This is a genomic window from Pandoraea capi, from assembly GCF_902459735.1.
GTDB classification, from domain to species: Bacteria; Pseudomonadota; Gammaproteobacteria; order Burkholderiales; family Burkholderiaceae; genus Pandoraea; species Pandoraea capi.
The window spans coordinates 191,424-213,413 of sequence record NZ_CABPRV010000002.1 but is presented as its reverse complement, the minus strand read 5'-3'; the positions used below and the strand labels follow the sequence as shown (position 1 = coordinate 213,413).

Genomic DNA, 21,990 nt, shown 5'->3' with positions numbered 1-21,990 from the left:
CGTCCGGGCGTAACCGCAGGTTTTTGGAGGAGGTACAGGTCGTGTCAACACAAGTGGCTGAGAAGGAGTCCCTGGTTCTGACGTCATTTGATGCCGGGGTTTTGACGATAACGCTCAACGCTGCCCAGAACGCCAATGCGCTCACGGTGGCGATGACCGAAGCACTTTCGACCGAGCTCGAAGCGATTGCGCATCGTCGCGATGTGCGTTGCGTGCTGTTGCGTTCGTCGGCGAAGCATTTCTGCACTGGCGGAAACGTGAAAGACATGCAAAGCGGGCGTGATCTGATGGACGGCGGCATCGAGGCCGTACGCGAGCGTCTGCTGGGGAGTTTGCATCGCATCACCCGTGCACTCAACGACATGGAGGTTCCGTCCGTCTGTGCGGTCAACGGCGCGGCGATCGGCGCCGGTTTCGATCTGGCGTTGATGTGCGATATCCGGGTGGCAGGGCAGAGCGCCGTGTTCGCCGAGAGTTTTCTGCGTCTTGGGCTCGTGTCGGGCATCGGGGGCGCCTGGTTTCTCAATCGCGTGGTCGGATCTGCCAAGGCGCTGGAAATGACGCTCACCAGTGAATTCATCGATGCCACGCAAGCCGAACGCCTGGGCATCGTGACCCGGGTGACGCCCGACGATCGTCTGGACGCCGAGACGCTGGCGCTGGCGCAGCGAATCGCCGCACATCCGCCCGGAGCCGCACGCATGGCCAAACGGTTGGTGCGGGAATCGGCGTCCGCCTCGCTACCCGTCGCGCTCGAAATGGCCGCGAGCATGCAGGCCATTCTGCTTTGTGGAAGCGAACACAAGGAGGCGGTGACGCGATTTATCGAAACCAGAGCGGCAGGAAAGCAAACCTGAAAAGCGCCGTTGCAAGAGGCGTACGGAATGTAGCCATCAAAGAGCCGAGGTCGTGAATGCGCGACGCAACGGCCAAAAAATCAGCATCCAGGAGACACCTATGTTCAACGATCAACGGCCCGGTCATGCCGGGCCCGGCATGCTTCGTCTCATTGCGAGCGCGAGTGTCGGCACCATGCTCGAGTACTACGATTTCTTCATCTATGTCGCGCTGACGTCAACACTGACCGGGTTGTTCCTGCCATCGGCAGATCGCGTGGTGGCTGCGCTGGCAGGCGTTGCGACATTCGGCATTGCATACGTGGCCCGGCCGGTCGGAACGCTGATTTTCAGCCCCATGTCCGACAGGATCGGACGAAAGAAGACATTTGTCGTCACCCTCCTGATGATGGGCGCAGCAACTGTCGGCATCGGATGTCTGCCGACGTATGCGGCCATCGGTGCGGCGGCGCCCATCGCGCTGCTGACGCTGCGGATCATCCAGGGTGTCGCGCTTGGCGGGGAGTATGGCTCGGCGGTCGTCTACGTCATGGAGCATGCGCAAGCCGGGCGCAAGGGCATGGCGACAAGCGTGCTTCAAAGCACCGCAAGCGTCGGGCTGTTGCTTGCCTTGCTGATCGTCTCCGCGCTCAAGTGGCTGCTCGATCCTGCAAGCTTCCTGTCCTGGGGGTGGCGCGTTCCGTTCCTCGTTTCCGCCCCGATTGTCGGCGTCGCAACATGGATTCGCCTGGGGATGAAGGAGACGCCGATCTTCTCCGAGCTCAAGAATGCCGGCTTGCTTTCGGCGACGCCACTTCAGGACACGCTCAAGAGCAAGACGTCATGGAAGGCGATCTTTGTCGCGATGTTCGGTGCGCAGGACGCGACGTCGGTGTCGCTGTACACGTCGATCGTCTACATGCTCTATTTCCTCGAGAACGTTCTGAAAGTCGAGCCGACGAGGGCGAGTCTTTGCCTCGGCATTGCGATTGTGATCGCGGCGCCCACGTACCCGTTGTTCGGGCGGTTGTCCGACGCCATCGGACGAGCCAAAGTCATCCTGATCGGCGTCGTGCTCTGGGCCATCGCGGCATACCCGTGCTTTGCCGGCATTCGGACCTACGTGCTGGCGGCGCAGTGGTCTTATGTGACGGCGCTCATTACGGTGCTTGCGCTCCTCACCGCCATGATCATGGCACCGCTGCCCGCTTTCATTGCCGAATCGTTCCCGCCGCAGAGCCGAACCACCGGATTCGGGCTGTCGCAGCAATTCGGAAACGTGCTGTTCGGCGGGTTTCTTCCGCTGTTCAGTCTCACGCTGGTCAATCTCACGGGGAATCAACTGGCGGGTGTGGCGTATTCGATTGCGTCAATGCTGCCTTGCCTGCTGGTGACTTACTTCTGGGGCCTTAAACAAGATGCCATCGGCCAGCGGGAATCCACAAGCGGCCATCCGCTGCGAGCGAAAGCCGAATCGCATCTGCCGGTGCAACAGTAAAGGTGCTGATGTTCGTTACCTCCTGCCTGCGGCTGTCGAACGACGGCGTAGACAGGAGGTGCCAACGAGATGCGGCCCACGATTCAACGGGGTTGACTCAAAACCAACCAGTTGGTTGATTTGTGGTTTTCTTTGCCGTCGGAAGGTCACTGGCGCAGCTTTCGATGGCGTTTCTTGTGTGTGTCGCATCGGTGCGGCACACGCCTATAGCGCTCAGGAGATTCGGCATGTCGATTTCAAGTCTTCAGAAAATTACGGCATGAACGGGAAGGATCTCCCCGTGGCGCACGGCGCGCCGTTGCGTCTGAGAGTGGAGCGACAGCTAGGTTACAAGCAAGCCAAGTACCTCATGCGAATCGAGGTCGTGACGTCGTTCGACAAGGTCTGGGGCGGCCGGGGCGGGTATTGGGAAGATCGGGGCTACGAGTGGCACGCGGGTATTTGAGCTGATTCTACAGTCCCTTTTCCCCGATGCTCAGCGGTAATGAACGACTGTCTTGTTGACGGCAGTCGTGGCCCCGCTGGCGCCGTCCGTCCTGACGTCGCCGCGCGATGCACTCGGTCATGGAGAAAAAAGCGATGCCTGCTGCCTGAGAATTTTTCACCCACCCATCAAGCATTGAACGGCGCGACGTTTGCGCCAATCCCCGTCATGGGCATATCAAGCGCGCACGCTTGCATCGAGGGAAAACCCCAATCCACGAACATCGAAATTCATATAAAGATATATATGAATTTTTGACTTCGGCCTTCGGGCCAGATCTGATCGTGGACAACCGCATTCCCCGGTATCACCAGTTGCGCGACGAGCTTGCCGCGCGCATCGCCGCCATCGAATGGCAGCCGCACGATCCGCTGCCGACCGAACAGGAACTGGCGCTCGCCTATGGGCTGGCGGTTGGCACCGTGAGAAAGGCGATCGATCTGCTCGAGCATGAGGGGCTTGTCGAACGCTTTCAGGGACGCGGAACATTCGTTCGCCGCGCCACGTTCGATCGGTCGCTATTTCGCTTCTTCCGTTTTCAGTCGCCGACAGGCGAGCGCCGTATTCCCGAGAGCCGCATTCTCGAACGTGTCGTTTCCCGAGCGCCCAAGGCTGTCGTCGAAAAGTTCGGCCTGAAGACGGGCGCCAAAGCCATCCGGCTCGCCCGTCTGCGCCTGATCGACAACGCGCCGATCGTCTCCGAGCAGATCTGGCTGCCGTACGAACCCTTCGCCGCGTTGGCCGATTGCCCGCTGGAAGACTTCGGCACGCTGCTTTACCCGTTCTACGAACAACGCTGCGCCCGAGTGATTGCTCGCGCGGAAGAGCGACTGACTGTCGAGAGCGCCAGTGATGCGGATGTCGCAGCCCTCCAGATACCGGCACATAGCCCGATCGTCATCGTCGAGCGACTGGCGTATGGCTATGACGACAAGCCGCTCGAATGGCGTCAATCGCGGGGCGCCGCCCAACACTTCGCCTACGAAATCGAGATTCGCTGAACAGCGAAGCGACTGTTCGCGCCTCACGCAACAGCGCTTCACGCGTTCGCGCATTGGCTCAGCCCGACATGGGCCGAGCGCCGTGCGCATCAGGCATTTTTGTGATTCAACCACTATCGCTATTAGCGTCGGCAAAGACGCGTGGAGTCGGGATGTTTTCTTGGTATAGCAAGGTATCCGCAGGGGAGCGGCGCACGTTCTGGGCCTGTTTTGGCGGCTGGGCGCTCGATGCGCTCGACGTCCAGATGTTCAGCCTCGTCATTCCGGCGATCATCGCCGAATGGGGCATCAGCAAGACCGAAGCGGGCCTCGTTAGCGGCGTAACGCTGGTGGCCTCGGCACTCGGTGGCTGGATCTGCGGCGCGGCGGCGGATCGCTTCGGTCGCGTACGCACGCTGCAAATTACCGTGGCCTGGTTCTCCATCTTCACATTGCTGTCGGCCTTCGCGCAGAACTTCCCGCAGTTCATCGTACTCAAGGCGTTGCAAGGCTTCGGCTTCGGCGGCGAATGGGCTGCCGGCGCGGTGCTCATGGCCGAGACCATCCGCAACGAACATCGCGGCAAGGCGATGGGCGCCGTGCAGAGCGCGTGGGCCGTAGGGTGGGGCGCCGCAGTGCTGCTCTATGCCGGCGTGTTCTCCTTCCTGCCGGCAACGCTCGGCTGGCGCGTAATGTTCGGCGTCGGCATTCTGCCCGCACTGCTCATCATCTACGTCCGGCGCAACGTCAAGGAACCGGAGGTCCCGGCAGCGAAGGCGTCTGCGAAGCCGTCGGCATCTGCCAAGGGGATACCACTGTTGTCGATCTTCGCCCCCGATGTGCTGCGCATGACGCTGATCGGCGGCCTGCTCGGCGTCGGTGCTCACGGCGGCTACGCGGCACTCACGACCTGGCTGCCTACGTTCCTGAAGACGGAACGGCATCTCTCGGTGCTTGGTACGGGCGGCTACCTTGCCGTCATCATCGTCGCGTTCTTCTGCGGTTGCATCGCCGCGTCGTATCTACTCGATGCCATCGGCCGACGTCAGACCATTCTGCTGTTCTCGGTCTGCTGCGTGGCAACGGTGATTCTGTACGTGTTCCTGCCGATGTCGAATCACGCCATGCTTGCGCTGGGCTTCCCGCTCGGCTTCTTCGCTGCGGGCATCCCGGCCAGCATGGGGGCACTGTTCAACGAGCTTTATCCGCGTGGCACGCGTGGCACCGGCGTCGGCTTCTGCTACAACTTCGGGCGCGTCGTCTCTGCCGGCTTCCCGGTCATGGTCGGGCACCTCGCCACCCAGTACTCGCTGGGGTTCGCCATCGGCATCGACGCCGCCTTCGCCTACGCGATCGTCGCGATCTCTGTGCTGATGCTGCCGGAAACGCGCGGTCGTACACTGACGGAAGACCCCGTCGTCTGAGCTTTACGAATGACGCAGCACATCACCCAGTCCATCACCCGATGCGCAATGCCGATTACCGGCATCGACAGCCATGCGCATGTGTTCGCGCATGGCCTGCCGCTGGCATCCGGCAGGCGTTACGCCCCCACCTATGAAGCCACGCCCGAGCAATATCTCGCGATGCTCTCGAGCCTTGGCCTGTCTCATGGGGTTCTGGTGCAACCGAGCTTTCTCGGCACGGACAACAGCTTCCTGTTGGGCTGTCTCGACGCACACCCAGAACGCCTGCGTGGCATTGTGGTCGTGGACCCGGCGCGTGATCTCGGGCAGATCGACGCATGGCATGCGCGGGGCGTGGTCGGCGTGCGGGCAAATCTGATCGGCACAACGCTGCCGGACTTCGGCGACGCCGCATGGGCGCCGTTTCTCGAGCGTATGGCTGCGTTGGACTGGCATCTGGAAGTGCAGGTCGAGGCCGCGAGGCTGTCCGGTGTCATCCCCGCGTTGCTCGCGAGCGGCGTGCGCGTCGTCGTCGATCACTTCGGCCGCTTTGCGCCGTCACTCGGCATCGCCGACCCCGGCTTCGAGGACCTGCTTTCGCTGGGCGCGACACGACAGGTATGGGTAAAGGTTTCCGGCGCCTATCGCGTCAGCGCGAATCCCGGCGATCCCGCTGCTGCACTGGCCGCTGCCCGGGCGGCGTGGCCCGCGCTGGCACGAGCGTTCGGCGTCGACCGGCTCATATGGGGCACCGACTGGCCTCACACCCAGTTCGAAGCCACGCAGAACCCGCAACGCACCCGGGAACTCCTCGACGCGCTGGTGACCGGTCACGACCAGTTGCGCGCGGTGCTCATCGATACACCGGCATCATTGTTTCAGTTTCGTTAATCAAACCGACTGACGGCCAACGGCCAACGCCATACCCATTACATAAAGCCTCAATAGGCTACACACGCGCATCGTCATGCAGCCCGATCCCGGCTGCGCGACGCACGCCGCCACTCGCTCAACGCACAATCCAAGAGACCCCCCGTGCTCAAGAATCTCTCGATCAAGACCGGCCTGACGCTCGCGACCGGCATCTTCGTGGTGCTGGTACTCGTCATCGGTGCCTGCGCCTTTACCTCGCTCGCCTCGACCAACGAATCGCTCAGCCGGATGTATCAGCACGACATGGCCGCGACGAACGCGCTCACTCGCAGTTCCGAATTACTGCTGCGCTGCCGATCGGCGAAGAACCGTTACGAGTCGTTGATCGGTCAGCAGAAAGACAGTGACGCGGCGCGACAGCTGCAACTCGCCGAGCAGTATTGCAATGAGTCGCAAAAGCAGTGGGATGTCTTCGCCGCCGTGCCGGTTTCCGACGAGGCCAATACGCTGGTCAAGGAAGCGGGCGACAAGCACGCGGACATGATGAGTAAAGGCATCATGCCGGAATTCGATGCGCTGCGGGCGCGTGACTTCGACGCGTATCGCCGCATCCAGCTGCAATACAGCAGCCCGCTGTACAACCAGTTCGACAAGTTGACGCAGCCGCTGATGGACTATGCGACGTCGCGCGCTGCACACCGCTTTGCCGAGGCGCAATCTCGCGCACACACGATGAGCGCTGTCCTGATCGTCGGCGCGTTGCTCGCCGTGACGATCGCGATCGTCGTGCGCCGTGTGCTCACGCGCGTCGTCGTCGAGCCCATCGGGGAGATGGCGCAGCACTTCGAGTCGATCTCGAAGGGGGATTTGCAGCAGGACATCGTGGCACTCGGCACCAACGAGATCGGTACGTTGCAACGGGCGCTGGACAAGATGCAGGCCGAGCTTGCCGGCACCGTGCGTCACATCCGGGCGTCCACCGAGTCGATTACCGTAGCGGCGAGCGAGATCGCGTCGGGCAACGTCGACTTGTCTGCTCGCACGGAGCAGCAGGCGTCGTCGCTTCAGGAAACGGCGTCGAACATGGAGCAGATCACCAGCACGGTGAAACAGAACGCGGACAACGCGCGTCAGGCCAGTTCGCTGGCCCGTAACGCCTCGGAGATCGCAGGGCAGGGGAGCGCCGTCGTCAGCCGGGTCATCGGTACGATGGACGAGATCAACCAGAGCTCCGCACGGATTGCAGACATCATCGCCATCATCGAAGGCATTGCGTTCCAGACCAACATTCTTGCCCTCAATGCCGCCGTCGAGGCCGCCCGTGCGGGCGAGGAGGGGCGTGGTTTCGCCGTGGTCGCAGGGGAAGTGCGCAGCCTTGCGCAGCGTTCGTCCGCCGCTGCCAAGGAAATCAAGACGTTGATCGACGCCTCGGTGGACCGGGTGCAGGCCGGCGCGAGCCTCGTCGATCAGGCAGGCAAGACGATGCAAGAGATCACGAACGCGGTGCAGCGCGTGACCGACATCATGGGCGAGATCTCCGCCGCATCGGAAGCCCAGAGCGGTGGCATCGATCAGATCGCGCGGGCCGTCACGCAGATGGACGAGGTGACGCAGCAAAACGCGGCCCTCGTCGAAGAAGCGGCCGCCGCATCGCAGTCACTGGAGGATCAGGTGCAGTCGCTCAAGCGTGCGGTGGCCATCTTCCGGGTGGATGCACATCCTGCATTGCTGCAACTGGCTTGATTCTTTGATGTGGCGCCGGCGACGGGCCCCCGACGTCGGCACACTCGACTCAGGGTGCTGGCTCAACGGCGCTTGGCGAGCGTGCAGGAATTGACGATTAGGGGAGATGTACCGCAATATCGGCATCGCGTAGCAGGCGCAATCCGCAGGTCTCATTGCATCACCACGACGAGGATCGGAAGCATGAGCAGAGCCAGGGTTTCGGAGCCAACAAGCGACATCGACCGACACGGGCAGTCCGGCAAGGCGGCAACCTCTGGCCCCGACGGCTTTATCGATGCCCGGCCACAAGCCATGGTTCAACGTCGAATTCAATCGATGGCGGACGATAGCCGGAATGCCAACTGGTTTGGCCGTCAACCCGAGCCAGGCGATGGCCACGAGCAGGGCGCGAGCTTTGTGGATAATCGGCCAACCGCAATCGCCCAGCGACAGGTGCAAGCGATGGCGGACCATGCTGCACGTGGCCAGTCGCAAAGGACCGAGGCCGGCACCTCCACCGAAGTCTCCCAACGCGCCAACGCAATGCCGGCCAAGCTCAGGCAGGGGGTCGAAGCCCTTTCGGGCATGAGCATGGCGCACGTCAATGTGCACTACAACTCATCGAAACCGGCGCAGTTGCAGGCGTTGGCCTATGCACAAGGCAACGACATTCAGTGCGCTCGGAAGGGCTACGTGAGCGCGGCGCCCCCACCGATGCGCCGCCCGGGACCTTCGATGTGCTCGAGGTGCCAGCCTTCATGGAGAATCAACGCAACTATCAGAATGACCTGGCCGCGCGTTTTTCGATGCAGAGCATCATGACGTCGCATCGCAGCGTCGGGTTCGAATACGAGTTTGGCCAGCACAACCAGGGGCCCGAAGTACTCTCCCATTTGCATCTTGCCGCGTCCCAACCGTTCTCCAATCTGTTTCCTTTGAAGTTCGAGCTGGAAACCGACTCGGGCGCAGTGGTCGAAATCGGCATGCCGCCGCTGTTGATACCGAACGCGCCCGATGGCGGCCCCGATCGGGCGAGGATTAAGGCGGCCGATTCGAAGTTGAAGGGCGTCATGAAGGCAATGGGCGCGCAGCATGGCCCTGTCGCGGCGCTGCTTCCGCTCTTGGAAGCCCAGAAACTGGGGCGAGGTTGGGTAGCCGGTCCATTGCTACAGCACGGTGGGAAATACGCAAACATGGCGCTGCAAGCGCCCATCGCAGGCAAGTTGCAGGGCGGAGGCGTCTATTCTCAGTTGAATATTACGCTGACGGGAGAAGAAAGCGCACGGTTCATCTCGACGGTTCAAAAAACGATGGCGCCTAATTCTTCTGAGTCCGGTGTCTTGGGGCAAGCCTTCCAGGAGTTGGAAAAACTCGCGTCCAGCCAGCCCGGCACGCCATTAAACGCCACTCTCTTAAACAAAGCGTTAGCGAATACCCTGGCGATTCCATCGATTCTGCTCCAAAGGAGTCGGACCATTGGCAAGATCCCAGACGAGCTGGACTTGTCTTCGACCGTCAAAGAGCTTTATTCGCTGTGGATCAAAGATTCCGTGCCGAATATGCTCGCAACGACGCTCGCAGACCCTCGCGCGCTGTCAGCGTATGCCGCTAAGGCAGCCGATGTCATACGTGGCAAGGTACCGGGCGTCATGAAGCCATTTCGCGACCTGCTGTTAGCCAACGATCGGGAAGCCGCAGCCTGGAAGGGGTTGGCGACGTACGTCGCAGCCAACAGTTTCTACCCCAAAGACTACGAGGAGGCGGAAAGCATTACACAACACGTACCAGCGGAAAAGAAACGAGATATTCTTGCGCGCGCAGCAGAGATTCGCGACATGATGGTCCCCGGCGATTCAGGTGAATTCAAGGATACGGAAGAGGCTGACGGGAGCGGCGGCGGCGTGCAAAACCGCTTCGATGCCCGACTGGCTGCGTACAAACAGTTGGTTGCCACCACGTGCGCAGCGGAGCTGGCCATCAGGGAAGCCGATATCACGAATGCCGAAAAGCAGGTCAATGACGAGATCACCGCGCTGCTTAGGTTGATAGGGACACCTGTCGTTGTCACGTCCGCACCGACCCAGTTCGGCGTCGAGACGTTTGGCAGCGGTACAGGTGTGCGCAAGGACACGCATGTCAAGCATCCCGAAACCGAGAAGACGAGCAGCGGTCTCCGGCATTCCGTGGCAGAAGTACGCAGTGACCCGGCCATGGCGCTGTTCTATAGCGATCTATGGGATAAGAAACCGTAATCCGGCATCGCAAATGCCACTAAAGCAATCAGATCAACGGCTTACATCGACAGAGAAACATACTCGTATTTTCTATTTAACATAATGTACATTATGCGAATACAAGCCGGCAAGCGCGGCGCTCGGAGATGTTGACCTTCTCCCGAATCGCCGACACTGCTTCGCGTTTGGCTTGCGGGCTCAGGGCTTTCCCTTGACGACGACCTTCAACGCTTCCATATCGAGCATTGCTTCGGCCAGCAGTTTCTTCAGCCGGGAATTCTCAACCTCGAGGTCCTTGAGCCGGCGCGCTTCTGAGACTTCCATGCCGCCGAACTTTGCGCGCCAGGTGTAGAACGACGCGTCACTGAACCCCTGCTTCCTGCACAGCTCCTTGACCGGCATGCCGGCTTCAGCTTCCTTCAGAAACCCGATGATTTGCTGTTCCGTAAATCGCTTCTTCATGTTCGTCTTCTTCTCCGAAAACGAACTTTACTAGACTCCGGCTGGCCCTGTTTGCAGGGGGCAAGTCAAAATGCAAGTACGCCCGCAGATCGCATCCTTCCTAAAATGCGCCCTTGCCCTTCCCCCTGTGATTTGATGGCCCCGTGGGCCAGCAAGTAAATTGGCGCAAATTCCTTGGTGCCGACGGATAGATGCTGTACCGCATGAAGCAGGAGGGCCGCTATCACGTCATGTGGGTCCTCCGTGATTTCGTTGCCGGTAACTCGCAGCACGATCGATAGAATGACTTGCTTGGGCACAAAATAGGTCGCAAGACCTGCCAAAATCTCGGACAGCGCAAAAAGCGCCTTGATCCACAAGCTCGTCTCGAATACCCAGTGCAGTCGTTTTTCCGTGGTGTCTGAAAACGGGGTCACGTGCCTCTCTCCTCGTAGTTCATTACCAAAGCGTTCGGGACGATAACGCTCACGCTAAGGCCGCGGTGCGTACTTTCGTCGGTGTATGAAAAGTGCACGCGGGCACCAAACTTGTCAGCGATTGCCTTAACGATCGACAGCCCGAGGCCCGACCCCGTTTGCGCCGTTCCGAGAATTCGGTAAAACGGGTCAAAGACGCGTTCACGCTCCTGCGGGGGAATGCCCGGCCCCGTGTCCCTGACACTCAGTATGGTTTGACGTGCGTTGGACTCCAGCACCAGGTCGATGCGTCCGCCAGGTGGTGTGTAACGAATTGCGTTGTCGACGAGGTTTTTCACCAGAACGCCCAAGTCCGCCTCGCTCACCGGCAGAGCTACGTCCCCATGTTCGTCAATACCGATGTCAATCTGCTTGGCTTCGGCGAGCGGATAGAGCGTCTCAAGCGTATTTCGGAATACCGTGAGCACGGAGTCGGTGCGGGCCTGTGCGTCTTGCTGCGTGGCTTGTACACCGGACAACGTGAGCAAATGATCAAGCAGATGCCGATTTCGCTCGATTCCATGCCTCAATTCGATCAGGCGCTCGCTCGCGGTCTCGGACATCGGCGCGTCGGCGAGTCGCTCGGCCTGCAACGAGAGTGCCGTGAGCGGCGTGCGTAGCTCATGTGCGGCGTCGGCAACGAAGCGGTGCTGCGCATCGACGGAGGTCGCCACACGCGAGAGCAGATTGTTGATCGCATGAAGGAAGGGGCGAATTTCGTTGGGCAGATGTTCGGTCGGCACCGCATGTAGCTCGCTATACTGGCGTTGATCGATTTCGCGAGACAGGCTCGCCACGGGACGGAAAATTAGCCGTACGAGCCAGCCGACAACGAGAAGCAGTACCGGGACGAAGGCGACTAGCGGCATGACAGTGCGAATCGCACTGTTACGGGCGATTTCGTCCCGAACGTCCGTTTCTTGAGCTACAGCGATTCGCTCACCAGATTTCAGTGTCTTCGCAAGCACACGGTAATGTTCTCCGCCGACCGGTACGGTCGCGAGCCCATCGGGCATTGTCAAGGTCAAGGGCAGAGGCAGTTTGTCGTCACCATCGCTCACACCGCTGCCAGGCGGGGGCGCCATCGAAAGGCGCTGGACGACAACCCGCGCATCTTCACCGCTTGTCTGAGGTGCCTGAATATTGCGAAATTCGCTGGCGGGCAAATTATTGTTGTCGACGAGCGCGGCGACTTGTCGCAAAACGTCGTCCTGAAGTTCATGAGCCTCATCGAACGCGGCGCCAAACGAGATCACGCCTGCAATGACGGCAAACACCAGAATGGCGATCGAGAGCCATAAACTCAAGCGCAGGCGAATGGAGTCGTTCAGTCGCCTTTTGAGACCATCCATCCCGCTCCCCTCACGTTCTTGATCGTGCTCGCCCCCAGCTTCTTGCGAAGCGAATGGATGAGAAACTCGATCGCATTACTCTCGACCTCCTCGCCCCACCCGTAAATCCGATCTTCAAGATCGCTGCGCGACAAAATCGCTCCGGGGCGTGTCAGGAGCGCTTGAAGCAGCGCGAACTCCCGATTGGACAGTTGCACCGCCCCCAAGCCTGTCGTTTGCGCCTCGCGCGTACCCGGATCGAGCGTGACGACACCATTCGTCATGATGGGCAAAGCCTGACCCGACTGGCGGCGCATCACCGCACGAATGCGCGCCAGCAATTCGGCCATGTCGAACGGTTTCAGAATGTAATCGTCTGCCCCGGCATCCAGGCCTTTGAGGCGTTCCGGCAATGCGTCCCGTGCGGTGACGATAATGACTGGAACACGCTGCCCCTTGGCCCGAAGGCTTTGCAGGACCGCGTGACCATCTTTACGCGGCAGGCCAAGATCGAGCAGCATCAGGTCGTAATGCTGGCAGTCCGCGGCGGCCAGCGCCGCTTGCCCGTCCTTGACCCAGTCGACTGCGAACGTTGCGTCCTTGAGCGAGTCACGAACGACACTGCCAATCATCGGGTCGTCTTCGACGAGCAATATTCGCATGTCATATCCTCGGAAACCTTCCGGTCAGTGCGCTTTCGCCGCCGCACGTTGCCGAAAGAGTATCAAACTCGACAGGATGAATGCCAGTAACGCGAACGATGCCGAATAGCGGCTGAGCGCAAGGCCTCCGGCGCTGACCGGCTTGTCCAGAAAATCGCCGACGACCGCTCCCAGTGGACGCGTCAGAATAAAAGCGGCCCAGAACAGGAACGTGCGTGATGTGCGAGTCCACAGGTACGCCGCGACCAGGACCAGCAGGAGAGCACCGAAGACTACCGCGGCACCTGTGTACCCCAAACCGGCGGTGTCCGCAGTCCAGTCCCCGAGCGCAGTCCCCAGCGTCTGCGAGAACATGATCGTCGCCCAATACAGCATGGGCCAGAATGCCTTGGCTCGAATTTGCGCCGTAACGGCGATGGCAAAGACCACCGCAAAAATCGCGGTACCAACCAGGCACCCGAGATTCATCGACATGGAAACGGCGGAATTTTCCAACAGGACGCTTAGGGCACACTTAGCGAGGCCAGCATCGGATGCCTACGCCCTCACCCATCCACGGTCGATAAATCGTGCGAAGAGCTTGCGATACACCATCGTCGTCAGCCGGAATGCGGGGGTCAGCAACCAGCGCATCTGTTGCATGACCAGCCATGACGCCGTGCCCGCTACGAATGCAGAGCCGACCATATCCAGCGGAAAGTGAACACCGAGGAAGATGCGTGCCCACGCGACGGATAGGCCAAGCATCGACCAGTCCGACCGGAACAGCCAGTATCAGATACTGTGCAAGAAACGTCGCCAGCGCGAACACCGGCGGCGTAGGTAAAGCCCGTGCGTTAAACAGCAGGAAAAGCGTGTCGTTTAACTGTTCCATAGGTCGTCTGGATTTTGGGATCGTTCGCTGGACGCGCCATTTGCAATCGCGCGAGGCCGGTTAGCCGAGAAGTGCGCCTCGCCAATGACAATCGCCCGCAGACACCAGAGTGTTGTGCGGGCGAATTAACTAGCTATGGCGCGACTTTGCTCCGATTGCAGAGCTATCGGTAGGTGTTGGGTTCAGGTTGACTTTGCAGGGGTAGCATCTTGTGCAACGTGCCGTCCCGAAGCACCCAGTGATGGTAGAGTGCTGCGCAGATGTGAAGCGCTACTGCGCCCAGCAGCACGTAGGCCAGTAACGAGTGTACGTCACCCATTGCATGGCCGAACGATGATCCCGGGGCAGATAATGCGGGCAGTGGAAATGCGCCGAGGAACTTAACCCCATAACCGCGGGCTGACGCATTGATCCAGCCCAGTACGGGAACGACCACCAACAGGGCGTAAAGACCCTTGTGAGCGATTGCAGCGAATGCGCGCAGAAGTGACTTCTGCCCGCTTGCAGGCGTGCCGCGGTAACGCGTCCACAGCAGTCGCATTGCCGTGAGCCCCAGAATCGTTGCGCCCAGTGAAAGATGCCATGCCACAAGCCCTATTGCGGGCGTTTGCCTTGTGATATCAGGCATTGTCCACGCGACACCGAATTGAGCGGCTAAAAGAGCAGCGGTGAGCCAATGTAAATACCGGGACGCGGCATCGTAGCGCGTAATGGCTTGTTTCATCTGAACCTCTTGTTTGTCAGTTGGGAACAGCATCCGGCCCACACTGTTGCTAAGCGTCGTGGCCCGCTACGGAAAATTCTGAGGCACGACACTTAGCAAAGACTTAGCAAGCCCCTATTTGTGCGATAAATGACCGGCTCACGGGAGATTGACTGGCGCGGCGTTTCACGGGTTCTCATACAGATGCTGGATCGACGACTCGCCTGCGACCTGCACCTTCGGTGTCCGGGCTACGTCTTTGCGCATCGCGGTGTGGATGGTCGGATATTCGTTCCCAGGCTGCGTAAGCAGGCCGTGCCGCTCCGCACGGGTCGAACTGTTCTCGACGGAAAGCCGCGAGACATGCGCATGCGGGCCGTAGTTCGCGGCAGTTTCCGGATAGACAGTATCGCCTTGTTGGAAAAGCCCCCGCCTCTCCGCACTCACCAGTTGCTGATACACCCGTGCTCGCGTGAGTGAGTCGGCCGTTGCGCTGCTGGACACCGTCGGACGGGTGGTTGCTGCTTGGGCGTTGGTTTGCAACGCGCCGAATACGCCAAGCACGGCAACCAATGCGGCAAGATATGAAGTCTTCATGATTGTGCTCCTAAGGTTGACGGTCGATGTGAAGGTACGATCACAAACTCATCGCGAAACCTTCAACTTGATCGTAGGCGTGAAGCCTTAGCGGATCCTTAGAGCAACGCATGCCGTCATAGGCCATGAATAGCGCCTCTGCCGGGGTGGCGTGTACGACGCGATGCGGATAGCTTCCTGCGCATAGCCGTATGCCTATACCAATATGGCCACGACTCGGACGATTGCGGCGATGATGGTAAGTGCGAGCACCGGGCCGAACGTTGCCGCGAGGAGAACGGCGATAATTTGAGCTATGCTGGCCCGCCACGGACTACCGGTTTCGATACGCCAGCGCATCGCTTCTGGGTCGTACCCAGCCGCGCGCAATAGCTCTTCCGAGCGCAACGGCCACGCATATTCTTCGATCGCTCCTAGCGGTACCGGACGCCCGGCAGCAGAATTCCTCTTGACGAGAAGCTGGGTCGTCCCGCCCTCTGCCTGAACCATGATTCCCCCACGACGGTGCGCGTCGTCAATTGGAATAGGCGCAAACTGAATAATAGGCCGCCTTTGGCGGATACCGAAATTCAATGTCCTTAGAAAGATGTGCCCCCGGAGCCTCAAAAATTACCCTTCACGCTGCACATCCAGCGGCGGCGTGCCGTCGTGGAACAGTGTCTTCAGTTGCGAGCGCAGTTCTGCCGAGTCGGTGTGCTTGTGCACTGTCACTGCGTGCTGTACAGCCGCCTCCAGCAACTCGTTTTCGGAATCTGCGCACAGCGCCACGGAGCAATTCGTTTCGCTGGGAAATTCCCGGCAGTCGATGTACTTGCGGGCCATGATGTTCTCCTCATAGAAAAGAAGCAAAGGCTGTGAATGACCGCGCGGGAATTATCATCCGCGACGTCCGTTGAGCGCGATCGCGTCGACCTGACGCCGCCGAGCCCACTCAAAAAGTATAGGTGACGGCCCTGCAAATTCCCTGCCCGATCCGGTGTCCAAAGATCCCTGACACCGGGTCGGAATACCAACCGCCAATCAGTCGTCATCGCCTCGAAGCGCAATCATTGCGTCAAGGGAATCGACTGCACAGCCCGACGACGCCCCCATGGACGGCTTACTTCATCGTCCAGGACGTCGCTTTGACGACATCCGCGTCGCAATTCTTAAGGCTGGAAAGCCCCTCAATCATCAACGTGCTCCATTGCTTGACGCGGTTGGTTCCATTCGGCGACTTGCATGTCGCCCCGGCCAGCCAGGGCTGCCCACCGTTTCCAACGCCGCTGCGCATCGCCGGCACACTCCCCTGGCTTCTGACAACCGCCGTGTAATTGCGCCCGTTATCGCTGATGGCATTGTCGACGTCATAAGTCGTCGTGGCAGCCCACAGTGAATTGCAAACCTCGGTTTTTGCCACCGCCAGCGTTTGCGCCGACGCATTGGCCGACATGCACAGCACCTACCCAGCACACAACGCCGTGACGGTAATACAACGTGAAAACACTCGCTTCACAAAGGTCTCCTTGGAAAAATAAAAATCGACTACCAGAAAAAATAAATTTTTCCCGGAAGACGGTAAAAGTTCCCTAGGAGTACGAACTCACACCTCACAAAACGAAGTCAAAGAGACGTTGCGCGTTGCGTTAAACTTTTCCTACAATCATTCATCCTGTATGCCGTGCACGCCCTTCCCGATTTGTCTTCGTGTGGCATGCCGGCCGCTTATGATTCGCGCTGACGTTGCACCCAATTGCGGGGGTTCCGCATGACGCTTCCGAGGATTTGACAATCAACATGCCCATGCAAATGTCGAGGTTGATTCTGTACGTTCGCGACGTCGAATTGCTCAAGTCGTTCTATCAGAAGCATTTCGATCTCCCCGTCGTCGAAGAAATCGCAGCCGAATGGGTTGTTCTCGACGCAGGCGGGGTCCAACTCGCGCTGCATCTCGTCGGTCAGGCATATCGGCATCAACCCCCGTCGACAAGTACGCAGTCAAACGCCAAGATCGTCTTCTCGGTCGCCTCCGGCCTGCCTGAACTGCGTGAACGAATGATCAACGCCGGGGTGCACATGCGCGAACTCAAGCGATTCGACGGATTTCCGCTCCTTATGTGCGACGGCGAAGACCCCGAAGGCAATGTTTTTCAACTGGCCCAAGCCGACTGATGGCGCACACTCGCGTGACGTGGGTAGTCAGAACTGGAAATGCCCGGCGAGACCGGGCATCCTGCGCAAAGCTGCATTAACGAGGAGCGAGTGGGCTAATCAGCTAGCCGCGCAAAGCGAGACCGCATCATCGGATATTGACGACATTGATCTGCCGCAGACACTCCTCCAAGGCTGCGTGATCCACGGGGGCAAAACACCTGAAACAGGTCGGGGTCCATCTCACACGGGCACCCATATGCCATTTCGACATCACGAGACAGATCCCCCCTGCAGCCGTCTCATCGTCAGTACGCCTCGGCCAGACACGCAGGCTCCGGAGCACTTCCGCGCTTTTCGGTAAACTAGCGGTTTCCGGGAGGTCCGCCCTCCCGCTGCTTACCCCCGTTTCCCCATGTCGAATACCCACGAAATCCGCCCCGGCCAGTCCGTCGAACTGCTCAAGGAACTCCATATCCTGACGCGCGACGGCAAAATGAATCAGGACAGCCGGCGCAAACTGAAGCAGGTCTATCACCTGTTTCAATTCATCGAACCGCTGCTCCAGGAAGTCAAAACCGAGAAAGGCCGACTGACGCTGGTCGACCACGGGGCGGGCAAATCGTATCTGGGCTTCATTCTGTACGACCTGTTCGTCAAGGCGCTGGCCGACGATTCGCACATCTTCGGCATCGAAACCCGTGAAGAACTGGTCAAGACGTCGCGCGCTCTGGCAGAACGCCTAGGCTTTCCCGGCATGTCGTTCCTGAACCTGTCCGTCGCCGATTCGATCACATCCCCGGCGTTGCCCGAAACGGTCGATGTCGTCACCGCCCTGCACGCCTGCAACACCGCCACGGACGACGCCATTCGCTTCGCCCTCGCGAAACAGGCGCGGCACATCGTGCTTGTGCCGTGCTGTCAGGCGGAAGTGGCCGCCGTGCTGCGCAAGCACAAGGGCCAGCAACTGGGTGGCAATCCGTTGACGGAAATCTGGCGCCATCCGCTGCACACGCGCGAATTCGGCAGTCAGGTCACCAACGTGCTGCGCTGTCTGCAACTCGAAGCGCATGGTTATCAAGTCAGCGTGACGGAACTCGTGGGCTGGGAGCATTCGATGAAGAACGAACTGATCATCGCCCAATACAAGAACCTGCCACGCCGCCGCCCGGCGGAACGTCTGGAAAGCGTGCTCGCATCGCTGGGGCTGGAAGAAATGCGCGAACGTTTCTTCACAGCGCCCACCGCCGACGCTTAAAGCGACACGGCCCTGAACCCGGGTTGCCGCATCGGATGCGCCTCCGCAAATTCCGGCATGTCGAAGCAACGCTTCGTTAGCTCGGCCACCCGGGGATACGCGCTCACGTCGACCTTATATAGATCGGCAATGATCTTCTGACCGGCGATGCAGATGTCTGCCAGCGTCGGTGCAGATCCCAGAGCGAACGGCGTCGCCGGACGCTCTGTCAGCATCCGCTCGTAAGTCGCCAGCCCTTCCCTGCCCCAATGCGCACACCATGCCTCGATCGCGGCAATATCCGCGTCGTAGGCCTGCGCGAGATGCTTGCGCACGCGCGGTGTGACGAATGGATGCGAATCGGCCACCGACACCAGAGCGACGGCCCGTGCATACGCACGATCTTTGGCACTCTCCGGCATCAGTCGCGGCGTGGGATAGATTTCGTCGAGGTACTCCATGATCGCCAGCGACTGAAAGACACGATGGCCGTCGTGAACCAGGGTCGGCACGACACGCTCGGCGTTCACTTCGGCATAGCCGGCGTCGAACTGGTGCCCCGCCAGAATGTCCACCTCGATCTCCTCATACGGGAGTTTCTTTAGCGCCAGCGCCACTTTGACGCGGAACGCGGCATTCGACCGCCAGAAGCCATAAAGCTGAATTGTCATGGGGAAAGTCCAATCGTTGGATCGTTACGGAAGGCCCCGATAGCGGTTTGCCAACCCAAGTCCGGGCACAAATCCACCATCGATTGCATTTGCAATTCAATCGCACCGATGATGCCATCCAGTAGTTGCATTTGCAACTCACATGAAATCACAGGGATACGTCGTGCCTTGCCCCCGCGCCACGGCCATCGGGTAAGCCATTGATTCCGCGATGGATAATGACCGTGATCCAGTGGATGCAAGCCCGATTCTCGAGTGCATCCGAATGACGTTCTCATCCGTATTGGTCAGCATACCCCTCGTCCGGATGCCGCCACATGACGACCGCCAGCCCGTTTCCATCACGCCCCTTGCGCCATTGCGCATCGGGGGTGTTATATTGCGCGGAACGTCAACGCTACGGCCCTCACCGGGGCCTTGCCCGCATGAGCGACATGCCCGAAAGCGAACGCCTCAAACGTCCTGCGAGCCGTGTCGGTCTGGCAGACGACACTGCCCGTACCTCAGGCTCCGGCACGCCGGACCAGACACTCAATGGCCTTTTGGCTGCCGTCGGTCAGGCGGATCGCGAGGCGTTCGCCGAGCTCTACCGGACAACGTCCTCCCGCCTGTTCGGCGTGATCCTGCGCATGGTTCGCGACCGTGCCGAAGCGGAGGATCTGCTCCAGGAAGTGTTCGTCAACATATGGCGACGGGCGGAGGCCTTCGATCCCGCCCGGGGCAACGCCATGACGTGGATTGTCGCGACGGCGCGCAACCGCACCATCGACCGCCTGCGAGAGCATCGCGAAAGCGCGCTCGACGAATCGGACGCCCTCGCCATCCCATCCGAAGACCCCACACCCGCAGCACTTGCCGAAGCCAGCGAGGAACGCCGGCGTCTCGAGCAATGCATGCAGGGACTTGAGCCGCAACAGCGCGGTGTCGTGCGCGAAGCGTTCTTCAGCGGGGCGTCGTACAGTGAACTGGCGAACCGCCTGAGCGTTCCCCTGGGAACCTTGAAAAGCTGGATCCGGCGCAGCCTGATGCAGTTGAAGGTGTGCCTCGACCGATGAATACACCCGCCAACCAAGACGACGATCTGCGCTGCGCGGAATATGCGCTCGGCGTACTGGATGCTGCCGAGCGTCGAGAGCTGGAACAGGCTGCCAGCACCTCCCCGCAGATCCGGACGAGCCTCGACCAGTGGCAGCAACGCATCGCCCCGCTCGTCGACGACGTACCGCCTGTCACCCCTGCCCCCCGCGTATGGCTGCGGATTCAGCGCGACCTCGGTTTCCCCGCAAATGCAGGGGCGAAGCCGACCACCCCGGCGTCGCTCTGGGACAGCCTGAGTCTGTGGCGCTGGCTGGGCATCGGTGCGAGCGTGGCGACGCTTGTGCTGGTCGCCGTCAACGTCAATACGCTGACCGAACGTACGAAACCGGGCGGCCCGGCACCGGCCGCGACCAGCGCTTATCTGGTAGCAACGCTCGCCCGGCAGGATGGCGTCGCCCACTGGACGGCGACGGTCGACACGCGCCGGTCCAGCATGGTCGTCGTGCCCGCCGTCAAACCGACGATCGATGCCGGCAAGGCGACGGAGCTCTGGCTGATTCCCAAGGATGCCAAGCCGATCCCGCTCGGCGTCTTTGCCGCCGATCAGCCCGCTTCGATGACGCTGCCGCCGGAAATCCTCGCACAGATCAACAGCAATGCCGTGCTCGCCGTGTCCATCGAACCGCCGGGGGGATCGCCTACCGGCCAGCCGACAGGGCCGGTGGTCGCCACGGGGGCCGTTCGCCCGGCCTGACGGCCGCTATCATCTGATCGCATGGCCGCCTGATCGTCTGGCAGTCCTCGCATATCCCGCCCCGACAGGGCTGTCCACTCCCCGGACAGCCCTTTTTTCATCCTGCCCCGAAAAATTTCACCGGATCGTGCATCCGATAGCCTGTGCCGTCCGTATAGCGCGATATCACCTCCCGAACGCTCCCCGAATCCGCATACGGAGTCCGCATGAGCATCGCCGTCGTTACCGCTATCGCGTTTGTCGGAATGAGTCTCGCGCTCAGTGCCGCCTGGGTCTATCAATGGCGCACGCAAAATGCCGGGATGGTCGACCCTGTCTGGGCGGGTGCGCTGGGCGGTATCGCAGTACTGGCAGCTTGCGCGGGTACTGGCGACGCGCTCAACAGGATGTTCGTGGGCGTGGCTGGCGGCCTTTGGGGGCTGCGGCTCGCCGTGCATCTCTGGCGCCGCAACTACGGCAAGCCGGAAGACGCCCGTTACCGCAAGTTCCGCGAGCAATGGGCCGACGCCGCCGGGCGCAACCTCTTCTGGTTCTTTCAGTTGCAGGGTGTGATCGCGATGCTGCTTGCCATCGCGTTTTTCATACCGGCATTCAATCCGAAGCCGCCGTCGCTTGTCGCGATCGCCATTGCCACGCTCATCTGGCTGGCGGCAGTCGCCGGCGAAGCGTTGGCCGACCGGCAATTAAGGCGATTTGCCGCTGACAGCCAACACCGCGGACAGGTCTGTCAGACCGGCTGGTGGCGATATTCGCGTCATCCCAACTACTTCTTCGAATGCCTGCACTGGTGCGCGTATTCGGCGCTGGCGATCGGCACCCCCGGCACACCCGCCGCGTGGCTGACGCTGTTTCCCCCGCTGCTCATGGCATGGCTGCTCCTCAAGGTCTCGGGCATTCCCCTGCTCGAAGCCCATCTGATGCAGTCGCGTCCCGCTTACCGGACTTACCGACAAACCACCAGCGTCCTCATCCCCTGGCCGCCGAAGAAGGTGGCCTCCTCGTCGTCAGCGTCCTCATCTTCTTCATCTTCCTGATGCCGA

At 60.4% G+C, this 21,990-nt stretch carries 24 protein-coding genes and 1 pseudogene; 13 read left to right on the top strand and 12 right to left on the bottom strand.

The annotated features are described in order from the left end of the window. Nucleotides 1–41 precede the first annotated feature (41 nt). From PCA20602_RS04445 to PCA20602_RS04405, 8 genes are all read left to right on the top strand, one after another. Nucleotides 42–857: an enoyl-CoA hydratase-related protein gene (locus PCA20602_RS04445; protein ID WP_150720158.1), complete on the top strand. Its 816-nt coding sequence runs from the start codon at nt 42–44 to the stop codon at nt 855–857. Between the two features lie 100 nt (nt 858–957). Beyond that, nucleotides 958–2,334, top strand: coding sequence for an MFS transporter (locus PCA20602_RS04440; RefSeq protein WP_150720157.1), 1,377 nt, complete (start codon nt 958–960; stop codon nt 2,332–2,334). 259 nt (nt 2,335–2,593) lie between these two features. Next, a complete protein-coding gene (locus PCA20602_RS04435) occupies nt 2,594–2,779 on the top strand; it encodes a molybdopterin-dependent oxidoreductase (protein WP_246182024.1) in 186 nt (61 codons plus the stop codon). 317 nt (nt 2,780–3,096) lie between these two features. Continuing rightward, nucleotides 3,097–3,819 carry a GntR family transcriptional regulator gene (locus PCA20602_RS04430; RefSeq protein WP_150720549.1) on the top strand — a complete coding sequence of 241 codons (723 nt, stop codon included), beginning with the start codon at nt 3,097–3,099 and terminating at the stop codon, nt 3,817–3,819. A gap of 152 nt (nt 3,820–3,971) precedes the next feature. Then, the gene (locus PCA20602_RS04425) at nt 3,972–5,222 is read left to right on the top strand and encodes an MFS transporter (RefSeq protein WP_150720156.1); all 1,251 of its coding nucleotides are present in this window, start codon (nt 3,972–3,974) and stop codon (nt 5,220–5,222) included. A gap of 9 nt (nt 5,223–5,231) precedes the next feature. Beyond that, nucleotides 5,232–6,095: an amidohydrolase family protein gene (locus PCA20602_RS04420; protein WP_150720155.1), complete on the top strand. Its 864-nt coding sequence runs from the start codon at nt 5,232–5,234 to the stop codon at nt 6,093–6,095. Between the two features lie 144 nt (nt 6,096–6,239). Then, nucleotides 6,240–7,820 carry a methyl-accepting chemotaxis protein gene (locus tag PCA20602_RS26155; protein ID WP_174980806.1) on the top strand — a complete coding sequence of 527 codons (1,581 nt, stop codon included), beginning with the start codon at nt 6,240–6,242 and terminating at the stop codon, nt 7,818–7,820. 740 nt (nt 7,821–8,560) lie between these two features. Next, nucleotides 8,561–10,054, top strand: coding sequence for a hypothetical protein (locus PCA20602_RS04405; protein ID WP_150720154.1), 1,494 nt, complete (start codon nt 8,561–8,563; stop codon nt 10,052–10,054). A gap of 100 nt (nt 10,055–10,154) precedes the next feature. Here the strand turns inward: PCA20602_RS04405 and PCA20602_RS04400 are convergent. The 10 genes and pseudogenes from PCA20602_RS04400 to PCA20602_RS04355 all read right to left on the bottom strand — a co-directional run. After that, nucleotides 10,155–10,498 (bottom strand): annotated as a pseudogene (locus tag PCA20602_RS04400) (transposase); the annotation flags it as partial. Nucleotides 10,499–10,563: 65 nt separating this feature from the next. After that, entirely contained in the window at nt 10,564–10,914 is a 351-nt protein-coding gene (locus tag PCA20602_RS04395) for a DUF2127 domain-containing protein (RefSeq protein WP_150720153.1), read from the bottom strand. Then, a complete protein-coding gene (locus PCA20602_RS04390; protein ID WP_174980804.1) occupies nt 10,911–12,305 on the bottom strand; it encodes an ATP-binding protein in 1,395 nt (464 codons plus the stop codon). The genes PCA20602_RS04395 and PCA20602_RS04390 overlap by 4 nt, the downstream gene beginning before the upstream one ends. Next, complete coding sequence (locus tag PCA20602_RS04385; protein ID WP_150720152.1) at nt 12,281–12,946, bottom strand: response regulator transcription factor; 666 nt, start codon at nt 12,944–12,946, stop codon at nt 12,281–12,283. Before PCA20602_RS04385 ends, PCA20602_RS04390 begins: the two co-directional genes overlap by 25 nt. 24 nt (nt 12,947–12,970) lie before the next feature. Beyond that, a complete protein-coding gene (locus tag PCA20602_RS04380) occupies nt 12,971–13,420 on the bottom strand; it encodes a COG4705 family protein (protein ID WP_425495637.1) in 450 nt (149 codons plus the stop codon). Between the two features lie 63 nt (nt 13,421–13,483). Continuing rightward, on the bottom strand, nt 13,484–13,693 hold the full coding sequence (locus PCA20602_RS25900; protein WP_246182023.1) for a phosphatase PAP2 family protein: 210 nt from the start codon (nt 13,691–13,693) through the stop codon (nt 13,484–13,486). A 290-nt stretch (nt 13,694–13,983) separates the two neighbouring features. Next, complete coding sequence (locus PCA20602_RS04370; RefSeq protein WP_150720150.1) at nt 13,984–14,544, bottom strand: cytochrome b; 561 nt, start codon at nt 14,542–14,544, stop codon at nt 13,984–13,986. A 165-nt stretch (nt 14,545–14,709) separates the two neighbouring features. Continuing rightward, nucleotides 14,710–15,120, bottom strand: a complete 411-nt coding sequence (locus tag PCA20602_RS04365; RefSeq protein ID WP_150720149.1) for a DUF4148 domain-containing protein — start codon at nt 15,118–15,120, stop codon at nt 14,710–14,712. A 609-nt stretch (nt 15,121–15,729) separates the two neighbouring features. Further along, nucleotides 15,730–15,942, bottom strand: a complete 213-nt coding sequence (locus PCA20602_RS04360; RefSeq protein ID WP_150720148.1) for a DUF1059 domain-containing protein — start codon at nt 15,940–15,942, stop codon at nt 15,730–15,732. Nucleotides 15,943–16,219: 277 nt separating this feature from the next. Beyond that, nucleotides 16,220–16,552, bottom strand: coding sequence for a hypothetical protein (locus tag PCA20602_RS04355; RefSeq protein ID WP_150720147.1), 333 nt, complete (start codon nt 16,550–16,552; stop codon nt 16,220–16,222). A gap of 344 nt (nt 16,553–16,896) precedes the next feature. Here PCA20602_RS04355 and PCA20602_RS04350 point away from each other — a divergent pair, with 344 nt between their 5' ends. Further along, nucleotides 16,897–17,271, top strand: coding sequence for a VOC family protein (locus tag PCA20602_RS04350; protein ID WP_150720146.1), 375 nt, complete (start codon nt 16,897–16,899; stop codon nt 17,269–17,271). 394 nt (nt 17,272–17,665) lie between these two features. Beyond that, entirely contained in the window at nt 17,666–18,508 is an 843-nt protein-coding gene (locus PCA20602_RS04345) for a class I SAM-dependent methyltransferase (protein ID WP_150720145.1), read from the top strand. Here PCA20602_RS04345 and maiA read toward each other — a convergent pair. Further along, the gene (gene maiA, locus PCA20602_RS04340) at nt 18,505–19,158 is read right to left on the bottom strand and encodes a maleylacetoacetate isomerase (protein ID WP_150720144.1); all 654 of its coding nucleotides are present in this window, start codon (nt 19,156–19,158) and stop codon (nt 18,505–18,507) included. The two genes, PCA20602_RS04345 and maiA, sit on opposite strands and share 4 nt — an antisense overlap. Beyond that, nucleotides 19,155–19,289, bottom strand: a complete 135-nt coding sequence (locus tag PCA20602_RS26150) for a hypothetical protein (RefSeq protein ID WP_281354622.1) — start codon at nt 19,287–19,289, stop codon at nt 19,155–19,157. The genes maiA and PCA20602_RS26150 overlap by 4 nt, the downstream gene beginning before the upstream one ends. Nucleotides 19,290–19,583: 294 nt before the next feature. On the opposite strand from PCA20602_RS26150, the gene PCA20602_RS04335 reads away from it, so the two are divergent. From PCA20602_RS04335 to PCA20602_RS04325, 3 genes are all read left to right on the top strand, one after another. Next, a complete protein-coding gene (locus PCA20602_RS04335) occupies nt 19,584–20,213 on the top strand; it encodes a sigma-70 family RNA polymerase sigma factor (protein ID WP_246182022.1) in 630 nt (209 codons plus the stop codon). Next, complete coding sequence (locus PCA20602_RS04330; protein ID WP_150720143.1) at nt 20,210–20,950, top strand: anti-sigma factor; 741 nt, start codon at nt 20,210–20,212, stop codon at nt 20,948–20,950. The genes PCA20602_RS04335 and PCA20602_RS04330 overlap by 4 nt, the downstream gene beginning before the upstream one ends. A gap of 206 nt (nt 20,951–21,156) precedes the next feature. Beyond that, on the top strand, nt 21,157–21,984 hold the full coding sequence (locus PCA20602_RS04325) for a DUF1295 domain-containing protein (RefSeq protein ID WP_150720142.1): 828 nt from the start codon (nt 21,157–21,159) through the stop codon (nt 21,982–21,984). Nucleotides 21,985–21,990 lie beyond the last annotated feature (6 nt).